This window comes from Nocardia sp. JCM 34519.1 (genome assembly GCF_020361265.1).
GTDB classification, from domain to species: domain Bacteria; phylum Actinomycetota; class Actinomycetes; order Mycobacteriales; family Mycobacteriaceae; genus Nocardia; species Nocardia arthritidis_A.
The window spans coordinates 408,118-428,808 of sequence record NZ_JAIRBR010000002.1 but is presented as its reverse complement, the minus strand read 5'-3'; the positions used below and the strand labels follow the sequence as shown (position 1 = coordinate 428,808).

The following is a 20,691-nucleotide window of genomic DNA, read 5'->3' as shown; positions in this document are numbered from 1 at the left end:
GAGGTCAGCGTAGGGAAACGTCAACTGTTCGAGGAGTCGCCATGCGGGCAGCCGTGGTCAGCAAAGCCGAATTCGAGGTCAGGGAGCTACCCGCGCAGACGCCCGGTCGCGGCCAGGTGCTGCTAGACGTGACCCGCTGCGGTATCTGCGGATCCGATCTGCACGCCCGCACACACGCCGACGAAATGGCCGATCTGGCCGCGGCCACCGGCTACGCGCACTTCATGCGCGCCGAGCAGAGCATCGTATTCGGGCACGAATTCAGCGGGACGATAGCGGAATACGGGCCGGGCTGCCGCAAGCGCTGGCCCACCGGGACCCCGGTGGTCGCGCTGCCGATCGTGCGACAGGGACGTGAACCGCACCTGGTGGGCCTGTCCGCCGCCGCGCCCGGCGCGTACGCGGAGCAGGTCGTCGCGCAGGAATCGATGACACTGCCCATCCCGAACGGACTCTCGGCCGAGCACGCCGCGCTCACCGAACCGATGGCGGTGGCCTGGCACGCGGTGCGCAAGAGCCGAATTCGCAAGGGGCAGACCGCCTTCGTCATCGGCTGCGGCCCGATCGGGCTCGCCGTCATCAGCATGCTGAAGGCCGCGGGCGTGCGCACCGTCGTCGCCAGCGACTACTCGCCGCGGCGGCGCGCGCTGGCCACGGCGTGCGGCACCGACACCGTTGTCGATCCAGGAACCGAATCCCCTTGGGCCGCAGGGCCGAAACGCGGCATCACCGGTGCCGCCGATGTGCTGAACCTCGGCTTCGACGCGATGGAGCGGCTGCGGCTGATCCCGAATATCCCGTGGTGGTACGTCTTCCGGCTCGCGCACACCTTCAACGCCGGTCCATCCGGTCCCGTGATCTTCGAATGCGTCGGCGTCCCAGGCATTATCGATCAGATCCTGGCCGCGGCACCGCCGAGGTCGCGCGTCGTTGTCGTCGGGGTATGCATGCAGACCGATCGCATCCAGCCCGCCGTCGCCATCAACAAGGAGATCGAGCTGCGCTTCGTACTCGGTTACGACCCAGGCGAATTCCGGGACACGCTGCATATGCTCGCCGATGGCAAGGTGGATCCGGCGCCGCTGATCACCGGCACCGTCGGCCTCGGCGGTGTCGACGCGGCCTTCACCGCGCTCGCCTCACCCGATGAACACGCCAAAATTCTGGTCGATCCCAGGAGCGACGTGACCGTCCCTTAGCGGGTCGTCGCCAGGATCTCGTCGGCGATATCCTCGTCGAGGCTGATCCGGACCAGAGCCGCGGCCAGCGCGGCGGTGCGGTCCTTCGGCGCCAGGTCGGCGAGGCGGTCCGGATCGGCGGGCAGCCGAATCCGGCTGGCGCCCTTGAGCGCTCGCTCGTCGAAATGCGGGCGCACCCAGGGCCAGATGTCCTGTACCTCGCGCAGGAAGATATCGCTGCCCACCGGGCCGATGCCCTGGAACTGCTGCAGCAATTGTGCGGCATGTTTGGGGTCGCGCCTCGACTCTCGGGCGAGTTCGCGCAGGTCACCATGGTAGTGGTCGAGAACGCGTGCCGCATTCGCGCCCAAGCGGGAGGCGGTGCTCTCGTCGTAGCGGCGGTAGTGTGCGCGGCCGAGGGCGTCGACCAGCTCCTGCCAGTCGGCGTCGGCCACCCGGCGCGGGGTGTTGTATCCGGTGTCGACCAGCTCCTTCGTCGCCGCCACTGCGATCCTGGCCGCGATCCGGGTGCTCAGCAGCTGGGAGAGCATCAGCAGTTGGAAAAGCGGCGCGGGTTTGTCGGCCAGCGCGATACCCGCTTCGGCGGCATAGCCGGTACCGATCCGCTGCATCAGTTCCTTGACGACATCCTGCTGCCCCATGGTGGCCTCCTCTGCGGATATCGGAGACGTACCCACCAATCGGAAACCCACACCAACCAGCCGGTCGAGCTGGGGACCTGTGTCGTTTATTGCGGAATGAGGCTCAGTGTTCCTTCGGCGCTGCGGGCGGCGGTGAGGCAGGCGGTGGTGGTGAACTGGTCGGCCAGGGGATGGCGGGCGCGGGCACGCCATTTGCGGACGGCGGCAACGGCTTCGGTGCGCTGACGGTCCGGGTGTGCGTCGATGGGCAGACCCAGGCGCAGGTGCGGGGCGATGCCGGAACCGCCGATCAAGCGGTGCAATTCGGCGAGATCTTCTGGGGGAAGGGATAATTCGTCGGTTCGCAGGCGGCCGAGCAGCCGCAGTTCGGCGAAGCCGTGCACATCCGCGAGCAAGGTGCGCACCTGGGGCAGCAGCTGATCCGCCGCGGTGCCCGGATAGGCGCTCAGCACCCGGGCCAGGGCGGTCAGCGCCGAATGTGCCTTCAATTGGTCCGCGCGCTGGGCGAATTGGATATCGAGCACGGAACGCAGCTCATCGACACCGCTGCGCTTGGTCAATTCCGCAGCCAGCGTTGCCGAATCGCGGACACCGAGCCGGATCAGCGTGATCGCCATCCGAATCCCGAACAGCCCGAACCGCTCGGCGAGCTGGGCCCGCATTTCGGGTCCGACCGGCAGCGGCAGGTCGGGGCGGGCGAAACGATCTGCCGACAACAGCGCCGCACCCAGATCGTCGACGTGCACACCGGCCAGCGCCTCGAAGGCGGCGAACTCCTGTTGCCGCAGCGTCGCCGCGGCGAAGGCGAGCAGTCCGGCCACCGGAATCACGGCCTGGCACAAGCCGGTTCGCTCCAGTTCACCCGCGAAACGCACGGCGACATCGCGGGCCGAATTCAACGCGTCGATCCGGCCGGCGCCGATCTCGTCGGCCCTGGACACCACGCCGACCACACCCAGCGGGCCCGGCAGGCTGGAAAGTCCCGGCCCCGCAGCGGTTCCCGCGCCGATCCGCTCCAGGAACCGGATATCGGCGGCGTCCAGCCTCCGCAGCAGATACACCACCGCATCGGCGCCGGGGACGGCCATGCCGCCGGGATCGGCGCCGGGCGTGAGCAGCCGCGCGGTGCGCTGCGACACCTCACGCGACAGCGACGAGGTGCCGGGGGTATCGATGATCGTGGTGTGCGCGAGCGCGGCGGCCGGCCATTCGACCTCCAGACGGTCGATCTCCCGCGGCCCCGGAACACCCCAATTCAACTGCCCGAGATCGAATGTCAGCCCATGTGCGCCTGCGCCGCGGCGGACGACGACATGCGCCCGCTGCCCGTCCGGCGCATGCGCGGTGACGCTCGGCGTGGAACCGTAGCGATACCAGGTGACCACCCTGGTGCATTCGGTCGCATCGGTGGGGGCGATGTCCTGTCCGACAAGCGAATTCAACAGCGTCGACTTACCCGCCTTGAGCGAGCCCGCCAGCGCGACCCGCAGCGGCTGCTCCAGCCTGCGGGCGCAGTCGGCGAGCAGCGCGCGCGGCTGCTGATGCCCGGTGTACGCCTGTCGTGCCGAGTCGACCAGCCGATGCGCCTCGGCCACGATCCCGGGCGCCCTGCGCGCATCGGCTTTCATGCGGATCCCACCAGTTCTATTCGGTACTCGCCGGGGCAGGACCATGCCCGGCTTCACCGCGACACCGTACCCGTGGACGCGGATCCGGGCGTGGGATCCGCGGCGGAGTCGGCACGCAAACCCGACTCACCTGTTGAATCCACAGGTTGTGTGGATATCCGCCGAGGCGGCACGGGCAGGCGAGTGCGGGCTCCCGCGTGTTCCACAGCGTGCGGAGCCGGCCCGACGGCAGCGGGTGGTGCGGCCGCCAACGGCTGCGCCTGCATCGCATCGGCGTATCTGCGGAGTTCGGCGACCACGCGAAGCTGCCGCTCGAGCACGGCGGCGCGCTCGGTGCGGCGCGCCGTTTCCATCGTGGCGGCCTCCTGCGCGGCACGCAGGGATTCGTCGATGGAGCGCAGGCTGCGGTCGGCGACACCGGTGAAGTGATCACGCAGCGCCCGATGGATGCGGTGCAGGCGATCCTTGGACTCCTTACCCGCATGGAAGGCCACATCGTCGAGGAAACGGCGGATGGCCTGTTTCGCCTCGTTCCGGCGGCGCGCCAGCCTGGCCTGCTGCTCATCGCGATAAGCCTTGCCGCCCACCAGGACTCCGGCGCCGATCGAGATCGGGTTGAGCATCGCCAGCCCGGCGAACGTACTGGCCAACCCCACCATCAGCACACCGCCATACGATCCGCGCATACCGACGAGCAGTTTGCTCACGATGCCGATATCGGGTTCCAGATCGGCCAAAGTGCCTGAGCCGGAACGGCTTTCGGTGGAAGACACATCGGGTCCGACATCGGGCAGATCCACCGCTCCGACCTCGGTGAAGTGCTCCGCGACCCGTTCGGCCAATTCCACGGCCCTGGTGTGTGCGATCAGCAGATTGTCACCTATGGCCAGATCGACTGTGCCGCTGAGCCATTCGGATATCCGATCCCACTGTTTACCGGGATCGTTCTCGTCGATCCATTCGTCCGCGGTAGCGGCGATGCCGCGCAGCCGCTCGCGCAGATCGTGGTCGACATCGCCCGCCAGATCCGTGACACCGTCGCCGAGCGTCTGCTGCCAGGCTGCGGTACGCCGGTGCAGTTGCTCGGCGGCGGTTTTCGCCGACTGCAATTCACGCACCGCGGCCGCGCCCTGACGTGGATCACGCAGCGCCACCAGTTCACTTCCCAGCGCGAGCGCCAAATGTTCCGCGGCGGAATGGATATCGCGCGCCACCGCATTCCGCGTCAGCAGCTGATCCCGCGCGACCACACGATCCCGCAGGAACTGGTAGAGCTCGCCGAACCCGGATTCGCGGCCGAGCTGTGGATCCTGCAGGCGCATCGCGTGCTCGCGCAGCAGCGCCGAGACCGGCAGCACCGGGACGTCGAGCCGCGCCCGCGCCAGATGTCGCAGATCCGCGGCATGCACCTGACGCCAGTGCGGATAGAGGTCGGTCTTGCCGAGCAGGAGCGCGGTCGACGGGCACAGCTCACGCACCTGCCGCAGAAAGGCCAGCTCCGGCTCGGTCAGCTCGGTAGACGCGTCGGAGACGACGAACACCGCGTCGGCCGCCGCGGCGAGTCCGAGTACCGTTGCCGCACCGGAACTTCCGTGCCCACCGACACCCGGAGTGTCGATCAGCACGATGCCGTCGGCCAGCAACGCATTCGGCAGTTGGATCTCCAGGCGCAGGATCCGCCTGCCCTGCGCCAGCGGCGATCGCGGCGAAATGCTCGCGATCTCATCGATCGGCACCGCGACCCGGATCTCACCCTTGGTCGCGGTGTCGGCGGCGAGCACCAGATCGGCGCGTGGTTCCTGGCCGTGTACAAGCAGCGCGGTGACCGTGGTGGTCACGTCGTCGCCGACCGGACAGATCGCGATATTCAACAGCGCGTTGATGAAGCGGCTCTTGCCCTGGTCGAGTTGTCCGGCGATGACGATGCGATGGCGCGGATCGCGGACCCGTTCCGCCGCCGCCTCCAGACGGCCGACCAGGTCGTTGCGCCCGGCGGCGCGGGCGGCGGCGATCGTCTCGCCGAGCACCGGCAGCAGGGGCGCTGCCGGTGGTCGAGCATCAGGTACAGGGGTACCCATCGGGGGAGTGACCTCTCTCAGTCCGGTTCGAATCCAGTGCGGTGCGAAACCTCAGGGCGATTCGAAGTCTCAGTGCAGGCCGAGACCGCCGTGCGTATCGGTGGCCGCGCCGAGGTCGGCATGCGTATCGGCATGTACACCGGTGCCGCCGTGCAGACCCGCGTCGAGTCCCGAACCGAATGCGCTCGAAACATCAAGGCCCGACCAGGTATTCGCGGTCGAGTCGATGGTGGAAGCCACGCCCGAATGCGTTCCCATGCCACCGCTCAGCCCCGCACCGGTATCAATCGCACCATGCGTATCCGCGCCGGCGGTCCCGCTCACCGCCGCCCCGCTGTGCAAACCACTGTCGATCCCTGTGGAAACCCCTGTGCTCAGACCACTTCCGAGCGCGGCACTCCCCAACCCGCCACCCAGATCGGAGACAGCATGCGCGCCACCATCCACAGCACCACCCACCCCTGTGGAAATGCCTGTCCCCAACCCACTTCCAACATGTGCACCGGTATCCACAGCCCCGCCAACACCGGCACCGGCCTTCACCGCACCGTCCAACCCACTCGAAATACCCGTCTCCAGCCCGGTCCCGACATGTGCATCGGTATCCACAGCGCCACCCACGCCACTGACCAGCCCGGCCCCGACGTGTGCACCACTGTCAGCCGCACCGGTAAGTCCAGCAGTCAAATCCGACGCGGCGTGCGCCCCGCCGGACAGCCCCGTCCCCAGACCACTTCCGATCTGTGCACCGGCGTCCACAGCGCCAGTCAGTCCGGTCCCCAAGCCCGTACCCACCTGTGCACCGGTATCAACCGCGCTGGTAAGGCCCGACGCGGCATGAACCCCACTGCCCAAACCGGTTTCGAGCCCGGTTCCCGCAACATCGAGCACACCTCCGAGCCCACTCGCGGCGTCCACCGCACCATGCACAGCACCGGTCAACCCGCTGGAAACACCTGCCCCCAAACCACTTCCAACCTGCGCCCCAGAACCGACATCCGCACCAACCCCACCGGAAAGCCCGGTCGCCAACCCCGTTCCAACCCCGAGCCCAGTCGAAAGCCCGGTCCCCACCTGCGCCCCGGTACCGGCAGCCGCCGTCAGTCCGCTCGAAACCGCCGAGCCAACATTCCCAACCGAATCAGCAGCGCCGTGCAGACCACCCGTAAGTGCGGACCCCACCTGTGCACCAACTCCCGCATCGATGCCTGTGGACAGACCAGCACCCACCTGCGCCGCGGTACCGACCGCACCCGTCAAACCGGTGGACAAGCTACTACCCACAGCCGCACCAGAATTCGCAACACCCTGCACACCGGCAGCCAGATCCGATCCGGCATTCACCGCCCCACCCAGACCAGTGGACAGCCCGGCCCCGACCTGCGTGACGGAATCCGCCGCACCCGTCAGCCCACTGGACACGCTATCGCCCACGGCCACACCGGAATTCACCCCACCCTGCACACCGGCAGACAGATCCGAGCCAACCTGCGCACCAACATCGGTAGCAGTGCCCAGCCCGGTCGACAGCCCAGTCTCCAGACCAGCCCCCGCCTGCGCTGCGGAATCGACCGCGCCGGTCAAACCGGTGGACAAGCTACTACCCACAGCCGCACCAGAATTCGCAACACCCTGCACACCGGCAGCCAGATCGGATCCGGCATTCACCGCCGCACCCAGACCAGTGGACAGGCCAGCGCCGACCTGTGTGACGGAATCCGCCGCGGCCGTCAGCTCGCTGGAGAGGCTGTTGCCTACGGCCGCACTGGAATTCACCGCGCCCTGCAGGTCGGTGGAAAGGCCGGAACCGATTTGGGTTGCGGCGTCGAGGCCGGTGGAGAGGCCGGTCTCCACATTGGTGGCCGCCTGGGTGCCGACGGCGCCGGTCAGGGCGGCTCCGGTGTTGGCGGCGGCTTGCAGGCCGGTGGAGAGGTCGGTGGCGGCGGTTGTCGCGGCGTCGAGGCCGGCGGTCAGTTGGGTGGCCGCGTTCAGGGCTGTGCCGAGGTTTGCGGTTATGCCGGTGAGGTCGGCGCCCGCATCGGTGACACCATGCAGGGCTGCGGCCACATCGCCGCCGAATCCGTTGGATACCAAAGCATTCAGACCGGTCGCCGCCGATGCGGCACTGTCGATGGCACCGGTGAGGCCCGCGCCGAGACCGGCGGCGGCCTGCAGTCCGGTGGCGAGATCGGCTCCCGCGTTGGCCGCGCCTTGGAGTCCGGCGGCGATGTCGGAGCTCACCTGTGCACCGGTGTCGGCGGCGCCGAGCAGGCTTGTGGACAGACCGAGACCGGTGGACAGGCCGGTTTCCAGACCGGTCAGCGCCTGCGCGCCCGCGCCGAGCGCGCCGTTGAGTCCCGCCGCCACGTCGGCTCCCGCGTTGGCGAGTGCGCCGACATCGGCTCCCGTCTGCAGGCCGGTGCCGAAACCACCATTCACATCGAGGCCGGTGCCGACATCGGCGGTCGCACCCGTTTGCACCGCGGCCCCCAGGTTCGCCGCGGCATTCGTCTCCGCCGCGGCGACCGACTGACCGCCCGCCGCGATGATGGCCGAGAGCTGAGAGCCGCCGGTGATCAGCGCCGACTCGGCGACCATCGGCGCGACCGCGGCGATGTCCTCCGGTGTCACCGCGCCGAGACCGGCGGCGGCCAGGGCTTCCGCCGGATTGGCGCAATACCCGACCGCGGCGTCAGGGTGACGCAGCAGGTTGAGGATGAACTCCAGAATCGCGTTGGGTGTCATCGAGAATCGTCTCCTCCAGATGGGCGGACCAACCCGATCCGCTGCCGTTCGAATGAATTCCACGCTAGGTAGCCACCGGGTTACCGCGAAACGGGGTGCGCCCCTACATCGCACGTGCGGGATGCGTTAGGGGCGCGGCATCCATTAGGGGAATCACCCCGAACTTTCCCTATGCGGTAACGGTGGCCGCCCAGCAAACGACAGATGTGTACGGGTCAACCGATCCGCCCAGTCATTCCGTACTACTCATAGCGATATCGGCCAACATAGTTTTCGATCGGGGATCTCGTAATGACAGAGCGTCTGGCGCTCGGCATCAATGTCGGAGCGTCGAATTCGGTCGCCGTGGCGGCTGTGGGGGACGGTAGCGATTCGGACAATGGTCCAACAGACGGGGGTTCGGTCAGCATTCATCCGAGCGTGTTGCGGCTCACCCCTGATGCGCCGCCCGCCTTCGGCACGAGGGCCAGGGTGCGCGGCAGACATTCCAACGACGTGGTCGTCGAGGGCTTCCTGAACCGGGTGGGCGATCCCGTCGACATGCTCACCGAGGATGGCGCCACCCATCCCGCCGCCGATCTGGTGGCCACCGCGCTCACCTGTTTGATTGACGAAATGTCCACGCGCGCAGGCCAATCGGCATCGGCCACGATCGCCTGCCACCCGGCGTGGTGGTCCCAGCACACCGTCGATATCCAGCGCGACGCACTGGACCGCGCCGGCCTCACCGACGTGACGCTCGTCCCGGAACCACTGGCGGCGCTGCGCTGGCTCACCGCGACGCACGGCCCGCTCGGCGACGGCGCGGTGGCGGTATACGACCTCGGCGCGTGCGGTCTGACCGTATCGGTTTTGCGCACCGGTGAGCAGTCGGGCCTACTCGGTACGCCACTGCGCAGTACCGATATCGCGGGTGCCGAATTCGATCTGTTGACCATGCGCCATGTGCTGGCCAATGCGCTGGGCGGAAATGATTTCGATCCATTCGACCCAGTTGTCGAACGGGAATTGGCGGCATTGCGCATACGCTGCCGAAATGCGAAGGAAGAGCTTTCCATTAATACCGCGACAGTGGTCGCGGTGCGACCGCGTCCGGGTGATCAACGCGATCAACAGATCCGACTGGTGCGTGACGAACTCGAGGAGTTGCTGAGAGGTCCGCTCTTGGCCTCGACCGACCTCATCCGGGACGCCGTGCACCGCGCGGGTCTCGAAGTGGGCGATATCGGCCGGGTGTTGTTGACCGGCGGCGGTGGCGCTATTCCGCTGGTGGCCGAGCTGATTTCGAGCGAGTTCGGCCTGCCGGTGGTCGCCGCGCCCGATCCGGCGCAGACCAGCGCCCGCGGCGCCGCACTGCTGGCGACGGATCTGCTTGCCGAAATCCAGAGCCCCGCACCGACCCCGGTGGCCGCGCGACCGGATATCGAGCCGACACCGAAAACCAGGGAGTTTCCGGCACTTTCGAGCGCCCCGAAATTGCCCGAGCCGCCGAAGCGCAGCGGCCTCACCAGCAAGCAGCGAGCCGCGATCATCGCGGGCACCATATTCGCCATCGGCGTGCTGACAACCGGCACCGTCGCGATCGGCACCGGCATCCAGTCCGGTCCGAATCACGCTCCCGCGGTGCAGGATACGACAACTACTCCCGCACCGGTTCAGGTCGCGGCCCCATCCGGCGCCCTCGACCCCACCACCGGACGTCCCGTCTCCCCCGCCGCCGACACCAGCGGCGGCAAAGCGAAACCCACCGGCACCCAACAAACTCCATCGAGCGACCCGGCGATCGTCGCGGTGAACAACCCGCCCGCCACCGGCCAACCGGATCCGGCAGCCCCGGCAGCCCCTGCGCCACAACCGAATCCACAACCGAATCCGCAGCCGAATCCACAACCGAACCCCCAGCCGCCGACGGCACCGCAGCAGCCACCACCGCAACTCCCGGCGCTACCGTCACCGCCGACGCTGCCGAACCTCGGTGACACCGTGGACAAGGTCGGCAACGCGGTACCGACGGCATTGCCCGTACCGCCGGTGATCCAGGGAGGCCACGGTGGCTGATACGGCATTCGACACCCTGCCCTCGGCCCGGGAGATCTTCCGCGAACTCGATTCCGCCGACCGCGAGCCGGTGGTCTATCTGATCCGGGGTCGTTCCTGCACTGGCAAATCCACCCTGCTCGCCGCGGTCCGGACGAGGTTGCGGGCTAGGGGCGTCTCGACCCACGAGGATCCGGCGGCCCTCTTTCCCGAGACCCACGAACCCGATTACGCCGCAACGACTCTCGTCGTCGAGGGGGCGCACCGGATCATCCCGGCCGCATTCGGCGGCCCGCCGCCGCGGATCGAGGCCGAACCCAACGGTCACCCGAGCCCGGCCGCGCTGGTGGTCGACAACGCGCAGACGCTGAACCGGCATCAGCTCGAACAGATCTGCGCCACAATCGAATCCGGCGATCACTCGGTGGTGATCGCCGCCCAGCCACGCCCGCACGACCCGAATCTGCGCGCCCTCACCGACCTGGTGTCTCGGCGCGGCCGCGTCGTGGATCTGCGCCCGCTCGGCGTCGCCGATATCGCGCCGTTCGCAAGGGAATTGGGGCTGACGGTGCCGCGCCCGGTGGCACAGCACATCCATCGGCAGACCGGCGGCATCCGCGGCGGTGTCGTCGCGGCGCTGGCCGCCGCCTGCTCGGCCCGGCTGGACGCGGGGATCCGCGCGGTGGACGATGCGGTGACCGCATGGACTCGCGCCCTGCTCGACGATATCGAGCCGGATCTGCTGGAAACCTTGGTGGTCGCCACCACCGGCGCCGGCCTGGACGCCAGCGAACTCACCGAGGTGCTGGATGTGGAACCCGCTGCGGCACAGGACCTTATCGACAGGGCGAGGGCGAGCGCCCTGGTAACCGACGCCGATCTGCTGCTCACCCCGGCGGTCGCGCCGCTGCGCACCCTGCTCGGCGATCGACGCTTCGTCGGAGTGCAGCGCAGGCTGCTGACCGCCCGCCTGGACGCGGGCCTGCTGCGCGACAACACCGCGCTGCTGCTCGCCGAGTCCGGGGTGCGGGATCGGCGGCTCGCCGAATTCCTCACCGCGACAGCGGAAAAGGCGGGCCACGAGGCCGTCCGCTACTACGCCGCCGCGGCGGCGACGGGCGCCGATCCCGATGACATCGCGCTGCGCTGGGCCGAGGCGGCCGCACGCGTCGGCGACGGCGACACCGCGATGCGGCTGGCCGAACCGATGCTGGCCAGGCAGGGCGTCGCCGGCCCGGATCTCGCTGCGGCGGTACGGATCTGCGCCGCCGTGCTGACCAGGCGCGGGTTGGTGAGCCGGGCCGCCCAGCTCTATACCTGGCTGGGTCCGCGGCGGGTCGGCGCCGATTGGGCGATCGGTGCGACGGTGCTCTATCTCGCGGGCGAGGTTTCCGGCGCGGCGGCCATGTCCGCATCGGCGGCGCAGTGGCCGCCGACCGAGGCCAACGCGCACGCCCGGCTGATCGCGACCTCGCTGGAGCAGACCATCGTCCGCAATCCGGGCGAAATCGGCACCGCCGCAGCCGTTTCCGCGCTGGTGCAGGCGTCGTACGCGGATGCGAGCGTCGACCGCTTCCTGCCGTGCACCGCGGCGTCCATCGCGGCGCTGCTGTGCCTGAGCACCGGCGAGCCCCGCCGCGGCGTCGACGCGCTGCGCCGCGCCGACAGCGGCGGCCTGCGCTGCCATCAGCTGCAGGTGCTGACCGCCTGGACCGCCATGCTCGGCGGCGACGAGCAGGCCGCAGCGGCCGCGGCCGCGACCATCGACCATGAAACGCTCGACATCCGCGACCGGCTGCTGGCCCATGCGGTCACCGTCGGGCTGGCCCGGCGCAGTGGCGATCATGCCGCGCTGGCCAAGGCCTGGCAGGCGGCCCGTCCGCTGTTCGACGACGTCGACGCCGATCTGCTCGCCCTGCTGCCGATCGGCGAGCTGTGGCTGGCCGGCATTCGCCTGCGTGACGAGCGCCGCATCGCACCGCTGGTCGATGCCGCGCTCGGGCTGCTTCGCCGCCTGGGCAATCCACCGGCCTGGGCCAACGCTTTTCACTGGTACGGCGTGCAGGCCGCGATCGCGCACGAGAGCCCGGACGAGTTGCTGCCGCATGCGCGCGCACTGAAGGCCGCGGCGGAATCCGGCGATCGGCATGCCGCGGTGCTGGCCGCCGCCGGCCGCACCTGGGTGCTGGTGCTGCGCGGTGAGGTGGCGGCGGGTCCCGTCGAAACGGCCGTCGCACAACTCGGCGAAATCGGCCTGACCTGGGATGCGGCCCGGCTGGCCAGCGAGGCCGCGCTGGCCGCCGCCGATTCCGCGACCGCGACCGCGCTGCTGAAGCTGGCCAGGACGGTGCGCGCCGAGGCACGACCACCTGAGCGTCCGGCTCGCCCGGCGCCCGCCGCCACATCGCCGGGAGCTCAGGCGAGCACACCCGATCCCGCCCCGTTGGACGGGTCGACCATGCTCAGCGAGCGCGAGCGCGAGGTCGCCGAACTGGTGCTGCTCGGCCTGACCTACCGGGAGATCGGCGCACGCCTGTACATTTCAGCGAAGACGGTCGAGCATCATGTGGCCCGCATTCGGCGTCGGATCGGTGCTCGTTCCCGATCGGAGTTATTGTCGATGCTCCGCGCCATGGGACACGGCTCGCTGCTGGTGTGACCATGTGGTGCCAGCAGGATCCGAAGCGAGGTATAGAGGATGGCCACAGGGGTGGGCCTGCGCATCGCTGAGGACGGGTGCACGGCGTCGATCGTGTCCGACGGCGACGAACCGCAGTACATCGTCCGCGACGCGGTGCTGTACATGTCCGACGACGGCGACGCGGTCCTCGGTGGTCCACCGCCATCGGGGCATTCGCATCCGATCGGCGGATTCGTCGCCGCGGTCGGCGATCCGACCGGAATCAGCGTCGACGACGGCGAGGCGTACCGCGCCGAAGATCTGATGGCGACGGCACTGTTCTGTCTCATCAACCTGACCGCGGAATATTTGACCGGATCCGCCGAGTTCTATGCCACCCACCCCGCATCCTGGCCGCCGGAATATGTGCAGGCGCTGCGGGAGGCCATGGATTATCTGGGCCTGCGCTCGGTGGTGCTGGTCAACGAGGGCGACCTACCCAGTAGCACCGATCCACTCGCCGCGCTCGGTGCCGGCGGCGCCGCCGATATCGGACAGTCCTTCGCCTACGACGCCGCGCGCGCCGCGCTGACCGCGGTGCTCGCGACCCCGGCGGGCGCGACCCCGCCGGATCCCACCACCGCCGAGAATTCCACCCTGGACACGATCGTCTTTCCGGCCATCTCGAATACCGATCGGCCGCAGGCCTATTCGGCGGCCATCCCGGTGGCCGAGCCGGTGGTGACCGAGGCCGTCCCGGCTCCGACCATCGCCGAGCCGGTCACACCGGCCAAGAACCGCAAACAGCTGCCGCTGCTCATCGGCGCCGCCGTGGTGATCGGTTTGGCGCTCGGCGGCGTCGGTGTCGCCATGCTGCTGCGCAACAGCGGCGATACCCCGGTGCCGCCGATCAAGGACGCGCGCTCCGAGGTGACGGTGACGGTGCCCGCACCGCCGCCGTTCATTCCGCCACCACCGACGACGACCCCGCCGACCACAACGCGTCCGCCGGTGACTCGCGAGGTGGTACCGGATCCGACCACGACGACACCACCACCTCCGCCGACCACTACTCCGCCGCCGACCACTACCGCGCCGCCGACCACCACCTACCCGTGGCCGACCCGTCCGCCGTGGCCGACCCGGACCCCGCGACCGACGCCGACACCGTTCGATCCGTTCCCCGACGGCCCCCCGCAGCTGGAGATCCCGGGCCTGGGCTGATTTGGTAGCGCCGGACCCGGGTTTGTGCCCTAAAGTGGTGCGCTGACCGGTGTTGTTATTGGCGTTAACGAACATCCGGTCGTCAGCTGGATCATTGGCTGTGTGCAACGGTTTCGGGCGGGGGCCGTGGCGTACGGATGAGCGGGCACACCGTGCCGACGAAGGGACTTCATGCGCAAGTTGGTGGCGCGTCGCGCCGCGGTCAAAGCAGCCACACTCGCCTCGACCGTTTTCCTGGCCCCCTTGTTCGGTATCGGACCCGCCCAGGCGGATCCCGTCGCACCCACTCAGCTGAACGAATCGAATCTGCCCCCTGAACTCGTGCAGGCCATCGCCCGCGATTTGAAGATGACCCCGGCGGAGTATCTCGACCGCGCCGCCAAGGCACAGCAGCTCAGCGACTACGCACGTGGATTCCGTTCGGAGCGGCCGGATTCCTTCGCGGGCGCCTGGCTCACCCCGGACGGTAAACCGGTGGTCGCCGTCACCACGGCGGACGCCGCCCGCATCGCCAGCGCCGACGGCTACCAGACCAAGATGGCCCCGATCTCCGCGGACAACCTGGAAAGCTCGCTGACACAACTGAATCAGTGGGTGTCCACACTGCCGCGCGAACTGTCCCAAGCCATCAACAATGTCGCGATCGATTTCCTCAACAGCCAATTGGTGTTGAGCCTCGCCAACACCCCGGCCGGGCATGTGCTCAACCTGCCGACGCTGATCGCCAACATCAAGGTCATCCTTTCGCCGAACGGCGGCGGTCCGGTCGAGCACCGGCCGATGGGCGGCGACACCTACATCAGCGCACCGACCTCGCTGCAGGATGCCGAGCTGAAGACCGTCGACGTGTGCTCATTCGGTTTCAACAGCGTCGACGCCGCCGGTAATGCGCTGAATATCAGTGCGGGACACTGCAATCCGAATATCGACAAGGCCAACGACCAGGCCTCGGTCTACCTGCCGAACGTCAAGGACGTCGCGGCCAGCCCGGAACTCGGCACCTTCGTCCGCGCCAAGCTGGGCGGCCAAGGCGCACTGGACTATTCGGTGATCAAGCTGAACGACCGCGCGGTGCGGGCGGGTATGGATCAGCCGTCGGTGCGCGGCGCGAACGGCACCACGCTGTCCATCACCGGCATCGCCGACCCGGTGACCGGCGCCCCGGTCTGCAAGTCGGGCCAATCCTCCACCTTCACTTGCGGTTTCGTCGTCGCCGATCGGGTGGAGACGCAGCTGTACACCGCGGAGGGCGTGAGCAAGATCGTGCGCGGCTTCGCCAGCTCGGCCTGCACCCTCGGCGGCGACAGCGGCGGCGCGATCGTGTCCGGCACGCTGGCCCTCGGCATCACCAGTGGCTCCAACGCGGCCGAGGCGCCGGATTGCAACGAGGCCAATATGGCGCTGGCGCAGTACGGCGGCACCGCGACGCTCGGCATCCCGATCCGCGCGATCCTCGCCGATATCGACGCCGGCTCCGGCGGCGGGCTCGGCAGCGGTATCGAGGTGCGCACCCGGCGCGACGTCGGCTGAATCGGGCCGTGACGGGCAATACGGACAATTCACTTGGACGCGGCGTCCGATAATCCGCGCACTCGGTGAAACCGCGCCCTGAGATGAGTAGGCATACCGGGCGGAAGCCCATATAGTCTGGTCATGCTCCTGCCACGTATAGGTCAGTTCCGATCCGCTGCGCGACAGACCAGGATCCGAAAATCAGTGATCGCCGCTTCGGCGGCGATCCTGCTGTTCGGACCCACCGCGGCAGTAGCGAACGCGCAGCCGGATCCGGCCCCCCAACTTCCGCCGGAACTCATCACCGCCATCACCCGCGACCTGAAGATCTCGCCGCAGGAATACCTGCATCGCGCGGATGTCGCCCAGCAGGTCGCGGCGTTCGGCACCACGGCGCAGCGGCAGTACCCGCAGGTGTTCGCCGGCTCCTGGCTCGACGACGCGGGCAAGGCGGTCGTCGCGCTGGCGCAGGGCCCGGGCAGCGACGAGGCCCGAAAGGCCGCGCAGTCGGCCGGATTCGAGGTGCGCAACGTCGCCAAGAGCGAGATGACGCTGCGCGGTGAGAAGAGCGCGTTCGAGCAGTGGCTGAGCGGACAGCCCGCCGAGGTCGCCTCGCAGGTGCGTGGCGCGGTCATCGACACCGTGAACAACACCGTCGCCGTGCGCGTCGACAAGTCCGGGCTGCCGATGCCGAGCTTCATCGACCCGGCCCGGGTCATAGTGATGCCGGCACCGCCGCAGGCGGGCGAGCCGATCGCGGCGGCCATCGCCAGCGCATCGAACCTCGGCCCCAAGGCCGCGGGCGACTCGTACGCCTCGCTGATGGGCCGCATGCAGCTGCGCTGCTCGCTCGGCTTCAACGGCACCCTCAACGGCAGCACGGTGAATATCAGTGCGGGGCACTGCAATCCCGATATTCCGTCGGCGGGCAGCGATAATGCGGCCGCGGTCGTCGCGCTGGTGACCGATAACAGCGGCCCGCGGGTCGGCCAGTTCCAGAAGTCGGTGCTCGGCCAGCAGGACTACTCGATCATCAAGATCAACGACGAGTTCCGGGACAGCTTCTCCAACAACCTGGTTCGCGTCCCGAACGCCGCACCCATCGCGCTCGGCGGCGTCGCCGTCCCGGTGGTCGGCGCTCCGGTCTGCAAGTCGGGCGCGCGCACCGGCTTCAGCTGCGGTGTCATCAACGCCGTCGACCAGACCGTCCAGATCGGCGATCGGCAGCAGACGCAAAGCTTCTCGGCCAATATCTGCGCCCTGCCCGGCGACAGCGGCGGCCCGGTGGTGACCGGTAACCTCGCCCTCGGCATCTCCAGCGCGTCGTCGGTGGCCGACTACCCGATCTGCGAGATCCCCAACCTCATCGGTGCGCTCACCGGCAACGTGCCGCAGCTGTTCGCGCAGCCGCTGAACGTCGTCCTCTCGGACAACCCTGGTCTGAAGGTCAACGGGAGCTGATCCGCCAGCCATCGAAAAGGCCGGTCGCCCTTGTGCGATCGGCCTTTTTGCTGTCACTTTCCTGTCAGCCGGCTGACGGGTGCGGCATCCTGGATTGCATGTGTTTGGTGTTGATCGGCTGGCGCGCGCATCCGGACTATCGCTTGATCGTGGCGGCCAACCGGGATGAGTTCTACACCCGGCCCACCGAATCCATGCGCTGGTGGCCGGAGGTTTCCGGATTGCTCGCCGGGCGCGATCTCGGCGCTGTCGGCCGGGCCGCGGGTGAGCCGCCGGGCACCTGGCTCGGCCTGCGCGGCGAGGTCAACAGATTCGCCACCGTCACCAATGTGCGCAACCCGAATGATGAACGCCCCGATGCCCGTTCACGCGGCGCACTGCTGATGGACTTCCTACGCGGCAGACCGGCGGGCGAATTCCCCGGCCCGGAAAAGTACGTGCTCGACATCGCCAGGGCCGCCGACGAATACAACGGTTACAACTTGGTGGTCTCGGATCTCGAGACGCTGTGGTGGTATTCGAACCGGGCGATGACGCCGCCCCGCGAGCTGCTACCCGGCTACCACGGATTGTCCAACGGCGCCTTCGTCGGCTCCCCGTCCGACCCGGAATCCACTGCGCCGCAGCCCATCTGGCCGAAGGTGCAGGCGGGTGTCGCCGGGCTGCGGTCGGTGATCGAGTCCGACCCCGGCAATATCGAACGCTATTTCGAGGTGCTCGCCGACCGCACCGAAGCACCCGATGATCTATTGCCGCACACCGGCATTCCGCTGCCGCGCGAACGCGCGCTCTCGGCCCGCTTCGTCGCGCACGACCTGCACGGCACGCGCGCGAGCACCGTTCTGCTGGTGCGCAACGACGGTTCGTATCTGATAGCCGAGCGATCCTTCGAGCGGTTCGGGCGCGAGATCGGTGCGGAATCCTTTTCCGGGCGGCTCGACCTGCCGAACTGATAGCGGTCGCGGCGACGGGTGGCCGGTTCCTCGATAGCGAAACCCGCACCGCTGCGCTGAACGTACGCGAATGTTGTCCAACAATTGCGGGCAGGTGACATCAGTTTGCTACGCTCGGCCGGACGGTGCGGAAGCGCGCCGTCTCGCACCGGCCGACGACCGGGCGATGCACGGATGCGGACCCTCCGGGAGGGCAGATGGAATACGACTGGTCAGCGGCCGATCTGGCCTTCCGGGATGAGGTGCGCGCCTTCCTCGACGCCGAGCTGACACCCGAACTGCGGCGGGCCGGGCGGTTGGCGACGAGCGTCTACCCGGATCACGCGGCCAGCATGGAATGGCAGCGGATTCTGCACGCGCGCGGCTGGGCGGCACCGGCATGGCCGGTCGAATACGGCGGCTGCGCATGGAGTCTGACCCAGCACTACATCTTCGGCAGGGAACTGGCGCTGGCCGGTGCGCCCGCGCTCTCGCCGATGGGTATCAGGATGGTGGCTCCGGCCATCATCGCCTTCGGCACACCCGAGCAGAAGGCGCACTTCCTGCCGCGCATCCTCACCGGGGAAGTCTTTTTCTGCCAAGGCTATTCGGAGCCGGAGGCCGGATCCGATCTCGCGGCGCTGAGCATGGCGGCGATCCAGGACGGCGACGACCTGATCTGCACCGGCAGCAAGATCTGGACAACCCATGCGACGGAAGCGAATTGGATCTTCTGCCTGGTGCGCACCGGACGCGACGGCAAGAAGCAGCAGGGCATCACCTTCCTGCTCATCGATATGACCACGCCCGGAATCGAAATCCGCCCGCTCGTCATGACCTCCGGCGAACAGGTGCAGAACCAGGTCTTCTTCGACAACGTCCGGGTGCCGAAAAGCAATGTGCTCGGCCGGATCGACGACGGCTGGACCGTGGCGAAATACCTGCTGGTGCATGAGCGCGGCGGGGCCGCCGCACCCTGGTTGCAGGTGATGGCCGCCGATGCGGCCGCCGCGGCGGCGGAACAGACCGGGCCCGACGGAAACCCGCTGATCGACGACCCGTCATTCGCCGCGCGACTGGCGGACACCAGGATTCGCACCGAGGTGCTCGAAGTTCTGGAGTACCGAACGATTTCCGCGATGGCCAGGGGTGAGAATCCCGGCCCCGCCTCGTCCATGCTCAAAATACTCGCCACCGAGTTGAGCCAGCGGCTCACCGAACTCGCACTCGATGCCGCCGGTCCGCGTGGACGGGTCTACCAGCCGCACGCCACCGCGCCCGGCGGGCCGATCGCCGAATACACCCCGCCCGCCGACGATTACGTCAGCGGCGCGCCGTGGCAGGCGGTCGCGCCGCTGCGCTACTTCAACGACCGGGCGGGCTCGATCTATGCGGGCAGCAACGAAATCCAGCGCAATATCCTCGCCAAGGCAGCATTGGGGCTCTGATGAACTTCACCCTTACCGACGAACAACGGATGCTCCGCGACGCGGTCGCCGGATTCCTCGGCGCCCGTTACGAATTGACGAAGAGCCGGGCGGCGGTGAAATCCGCGGCGGGTTGGGATCCGGCGATCTGGCGTGGATTCGCCGACGAGATCGGCATACTCGGCGCCACGCTGCCCGAGCGGGTCGGCGGCATGGGCGGCGGGCCGATCGAATTGCTGGTTATCGCCGAGGAACTCGGACGCGCGCTGGTCGTCGAGCCGTTCGTCGACACCGTTGTACTCGGCGCTGGGCTGCTCGACCGGTCCGGTGGCGCGGACGACGTACTGCGGCAGATTGTTTCGGGCTCGGCCCGGGTTGCGTTCGCGGCACTGGAGCCCGGCTCCGGCGATATTTTCCACGACGTGTCGACCATCGCGCGGCGCGACGGCGCCGAGTGGGTGCTCGACGGCACGAAGATCGTGGTGACCGGGGCGCCGATCGCCACCCATCTGGTCATCGCCGCACGCACCTCCGGTGCGCGTCGCGATCCGGCCGGAATCTCGTTGTTCCACATCGGATTCGACGCGGCAAATCCACCGGCGGGCGTCGAGGTGCACACCTATCGCACCATCGATGACCGCGTCGCGGCCGACGTGGTTTTCACCGACCTGCGCCTGCCCGCCGACGCGCTGCTCGGCGCCGAGGGCGATGCCTGGCGGGTCATCGAGCCGACCATCGACGACGCCATCGCCGCGATCACCGCCGAGGCCGTCGGCTGCATGCGAAAAGTGTTGGCCGACACCGTCGAATACACCAAGCAGCGGCATCAGTTCGGGCAGCCCATCGCCGGCTTCCAGGTGCTGCAGCACCGCATGGTCGACATGTACCTGGAACTCGAACAATCCGTCGCCGCCGCCTATTTGGCCGCGAACTCGCTGCGCACCGCCCAACCCGACCGCGCCCGCGCCATCGCCGCCGCCAAGGTCACCGTCGGCCGCGCCGCCCGCTTCATCGGCCAGAACGCCGTCCAACTGCACGGCGCCATGGGCATGACCGAAGAACTCGCCGTCGGCCACTACTTCAAACGCCTGACCGCCATAGAACGCGAATTCGGCCCCACCCCCCACCACCTGACCCGCTACGCGGCCCTGACCAGATAACGCTGGCGAGTTCAGAACTAGTTCTGA

13 protein-coding genes are annotated in these 20,691 nt (G+C 68.4%); 9 read left to right on the top strand and 4 right to left on the bottom strand.

Features of this window, described 5'->3' with window-relative positions; translation table 11 throughout:
* The first annotated feature begins 41 nt into the window (after positions 1–41).
* The gene (locus LGY53_RS08235; RefSeq protein ID WP_225726024.1) at positions 42–1,199 is read left to right on the top strand and encodes a zinc-binding dehydrogenase; all 1,158 of its coding nucleotides are present in this window, start codon (positions 42–44) and stop codon (positions 1,197–1,199) included.
* Here the strand turns inward: LGY53_RS08235 and LGY53_RS08230 are convergent.
* The 4 genes from LGY53_RS08230 to LGY53_RS08215 all read right to left on the bottom strand — a co-directional run bounded on the left by LGY53_RS08230 (position 1,196) and on the right by LGY53_RS08215 (position 8,291).
* Entirely contained in the window at positions 1,196–1,840 is a 645-nt protein-coding gene (locus LGY53_RS08230) for an endonuclease (protein WP_225726023.1), read from the bottom strand. The genes LGY53_RS08235 and LGY53_RS08230 overlap by 4 nt on opposite strands.
* A gap of 86 nt (positions 1,841–1,926) precedes the next feature.
* On the bottom strand, positions 1,927–3,468 hold the full coding sequence (locus LGY53_RS08225) for a dynamin family protein (protein WP_225726022.1): 1,542 nt from the start codon (positions 3,466–3,468) through the stop codon (positions 1,927–1,929).
* A 53-nt stretch (positions 3,469–3,521) separates the two neighbouring features.
* Positions 3,522–5,546 carry a dynamin family protein gene (locus LGY53_RS08220; RefSeq protein ID WP_225726021.1) on the bottom strand — a complete coding sequence of 675 codons (2,025 nt, stop codon included), beginning with the start codon at positions 5,544–5,546 and terminating at the stop codon, positions 3,522–3,524.
* A 69-nt stretch (positions 5,547–5,615) separates the two neighbouring features.
* Positions 5,616–8,291, bottom strand: coding sequence for an IniB N-terminal domain-containing protein (locus LGY53_RS08215; RefSeq protein WP_225726020.1), 2,676 nt, complete (start codon positions 8,289–8,291; stop codon positions 5,616–5,618).
* Positions 8,292–8,582: 291 nt separating this feature from the next.
* Here LGY53_RS08215 and LGY53_RS08210 point away from each other — a divergent pair, with 291 nt between their 5' ends.
* The 8 genes from LGY53_RS08210 to LGY53_RS08175 all read left to right on the top strand — a co-directional run bounded on the left by LGY53_RS08210 (position 8,583) and on the right by LGY53_RS08175 (position 20,664).
* Positions 8,583–10,349, top strand: a complete 1,767-nt coding sequence (locus tag LGY53_RS08210) for an Hsp70 family protein (protein ID WP_225726019.1) — start codon at positions 8,583–8,585, stop codon at positions 10,347–10,349.
* Entirely contained in the window at positions 10,342–12,987 is a 2,646-nt protein-coding gene (locus tag LGY53_RS08205; protein WP_225726018.1) for a LuxR C-terminal-related transcriptional regulator, read from the top strand. The genes LGY53_RS08210 and LGY53_RS08205 overlap by 8 nt, the downstream gene beginning before the upstream one ends.
* A 39-nt stretch (positions 12,988–13,026) precedes the next feature.
* On the top strand, positions 13,027–14,172 hold the full coding sequence (locus tag LGY53_RS08200) for a hypothetical protein (protein ID WP_225726017.1): 1,146 nt from the start codon (positions 13,027–13,029) through the stop codon (positions 14,170–14,172).
* 171 nt (positions 14,173–14,343) lie between these two features.
* Entirely contained in the window at positions 14,344–15,702 is a 1,359-nt protein-coding gene (locus tag LGY53_RS08195) for a S1 family peptidase (RefSeq protein ID WP_225726016.1), read from the top strand.
* Positions 15,703–15,888: 186 nt separating this feature from the next.
* Positions 15,889–17,145: a S1 family peptidase gene (locus tag LGY53_RS08190; RefSeq protein WP_225726015.1), complete on the top strand. Its 1,257-nt coding sequence runs from the start codon at positions 15,889–15,891 to the stop codon at positions 17,143–17,145.
* 98 nt (positions 17,146–17,243) lie between these two features.
* Complete coding sequence (locus LGY53_RS08185; protein WP_225726014.1) at positions 17,244–18,098, top strand: NRDE family protein; 855 nt, start codon at positions 17,244–17,246, stop codon at positions 18,096–18,098.
* Positions 18,099–18,295: 197 nt separating this feature from the next.
* Positions 18,296–19,525, top strand: coding sequence for an acyl-CoA dehydrogenase family protein (locus LGY53_RS08180; RefSeq protein WP_225726013.1), 1,230 nt, complete (start codon positions 18,296–18,298; stop codon positions 19,523–19,525).
* Entirely contained in the window at positions 19,525–20,664 is a 1,140-nt protein-coding gene (locus LGY53_RS08175) for an acyl-CoA dehydrogenase family protein (RefSeq protein WP_225726012.1), read from the top strand. Before LGY53_RS08180 ends, LGY53_RS08175 begins: the two co-directional genes overlap by 1 nt.
* Positions 20,665–20,691: the final 27 nt, after the last annotated feature.

Excerpts from the sequence above, each read along its gene's own strand:
- LGY53_RS08200 (WP_225726017.1), top strand. The coding sequence starts at position 13,027 with ATGGCCACAGGGGTGGGCCTGCGCATCGCTGAGGACGGGTGCACGGCG.
- LGY53_RS08175 (WP_225726012.1), top strand. The coding sequence starts at position 19,525 with ATGAACTTCACCCTTACCGACGAACAACGGATGCTCCGCGACGCGGTC.
- LGY53_RS08215 (WP_225726020.1), bottom strand. The coding sequence starts at position 8,291 with ATGACACCCAACGCGATTCTGGAGTTCATCCTCAACCTGCTGCGTCAC.
- LGY53_RS08180 (WP_225726013.1), top strand. The coding sequence starts at position 18,296 with ATGGAATACGACTGGTCAGCGGCCGATCTGGCCTTCCGGGATGAGGTG.
- LGY53_RS08235 (WP_225726024.1), top strand. The coding sequence starts at position 42 with ATGCGGGCAGCCGTGGTCAGCAAAGCCGAATTCGAGGTCAGGGAGCTA.
- LGY53_RS08230 (WP_225726023.1), bottom strand. The coding sequence starts at position 1,840 with ATGGGGCAGCAGGATGTCGTCAAGGAACTGATGCAGCGGATCGGTACC.
- LGY53_RS08225 (WP_225726022.1), bottom strand. The coding sequence starts at position 3,468 with ATGAAAGCCGATGCGCGCAGGGCGCCCGGGATCGTGGCCGAGGCGCAT.
- LGY53_RS08210 (WP_225726019.1), top strand. The coding sequence starts at position 8,583 with ATGACAGAGCGTCTGGCGCTCGGCATCAATGTCGGAGCGTCGAATTCG.
- LGY53_RS08220 (WP_225726021.1), bottom strand. The coding sequence starts at position 5,546 with ATGGGTACCCCTGTACCTGATGCTCGACCACCGGCAGCGCCCCTGCTG.
- LGY53_RS08185 (WP_225726014.1), top strand. The coding sequence starts at position 17,244 with ATGTGTTTGGTGTTGATCGGCTGGCGCGCGCATCCGGACTATCGCTTG.
- LGY53_RS08195 (WP_225726016.1), top strand. The coding sequence starts at position 14,344 with ATGCGCAAGTTGGTGGCGCGTCGCGCCGCGGTCAAAGCAGCCACACTC.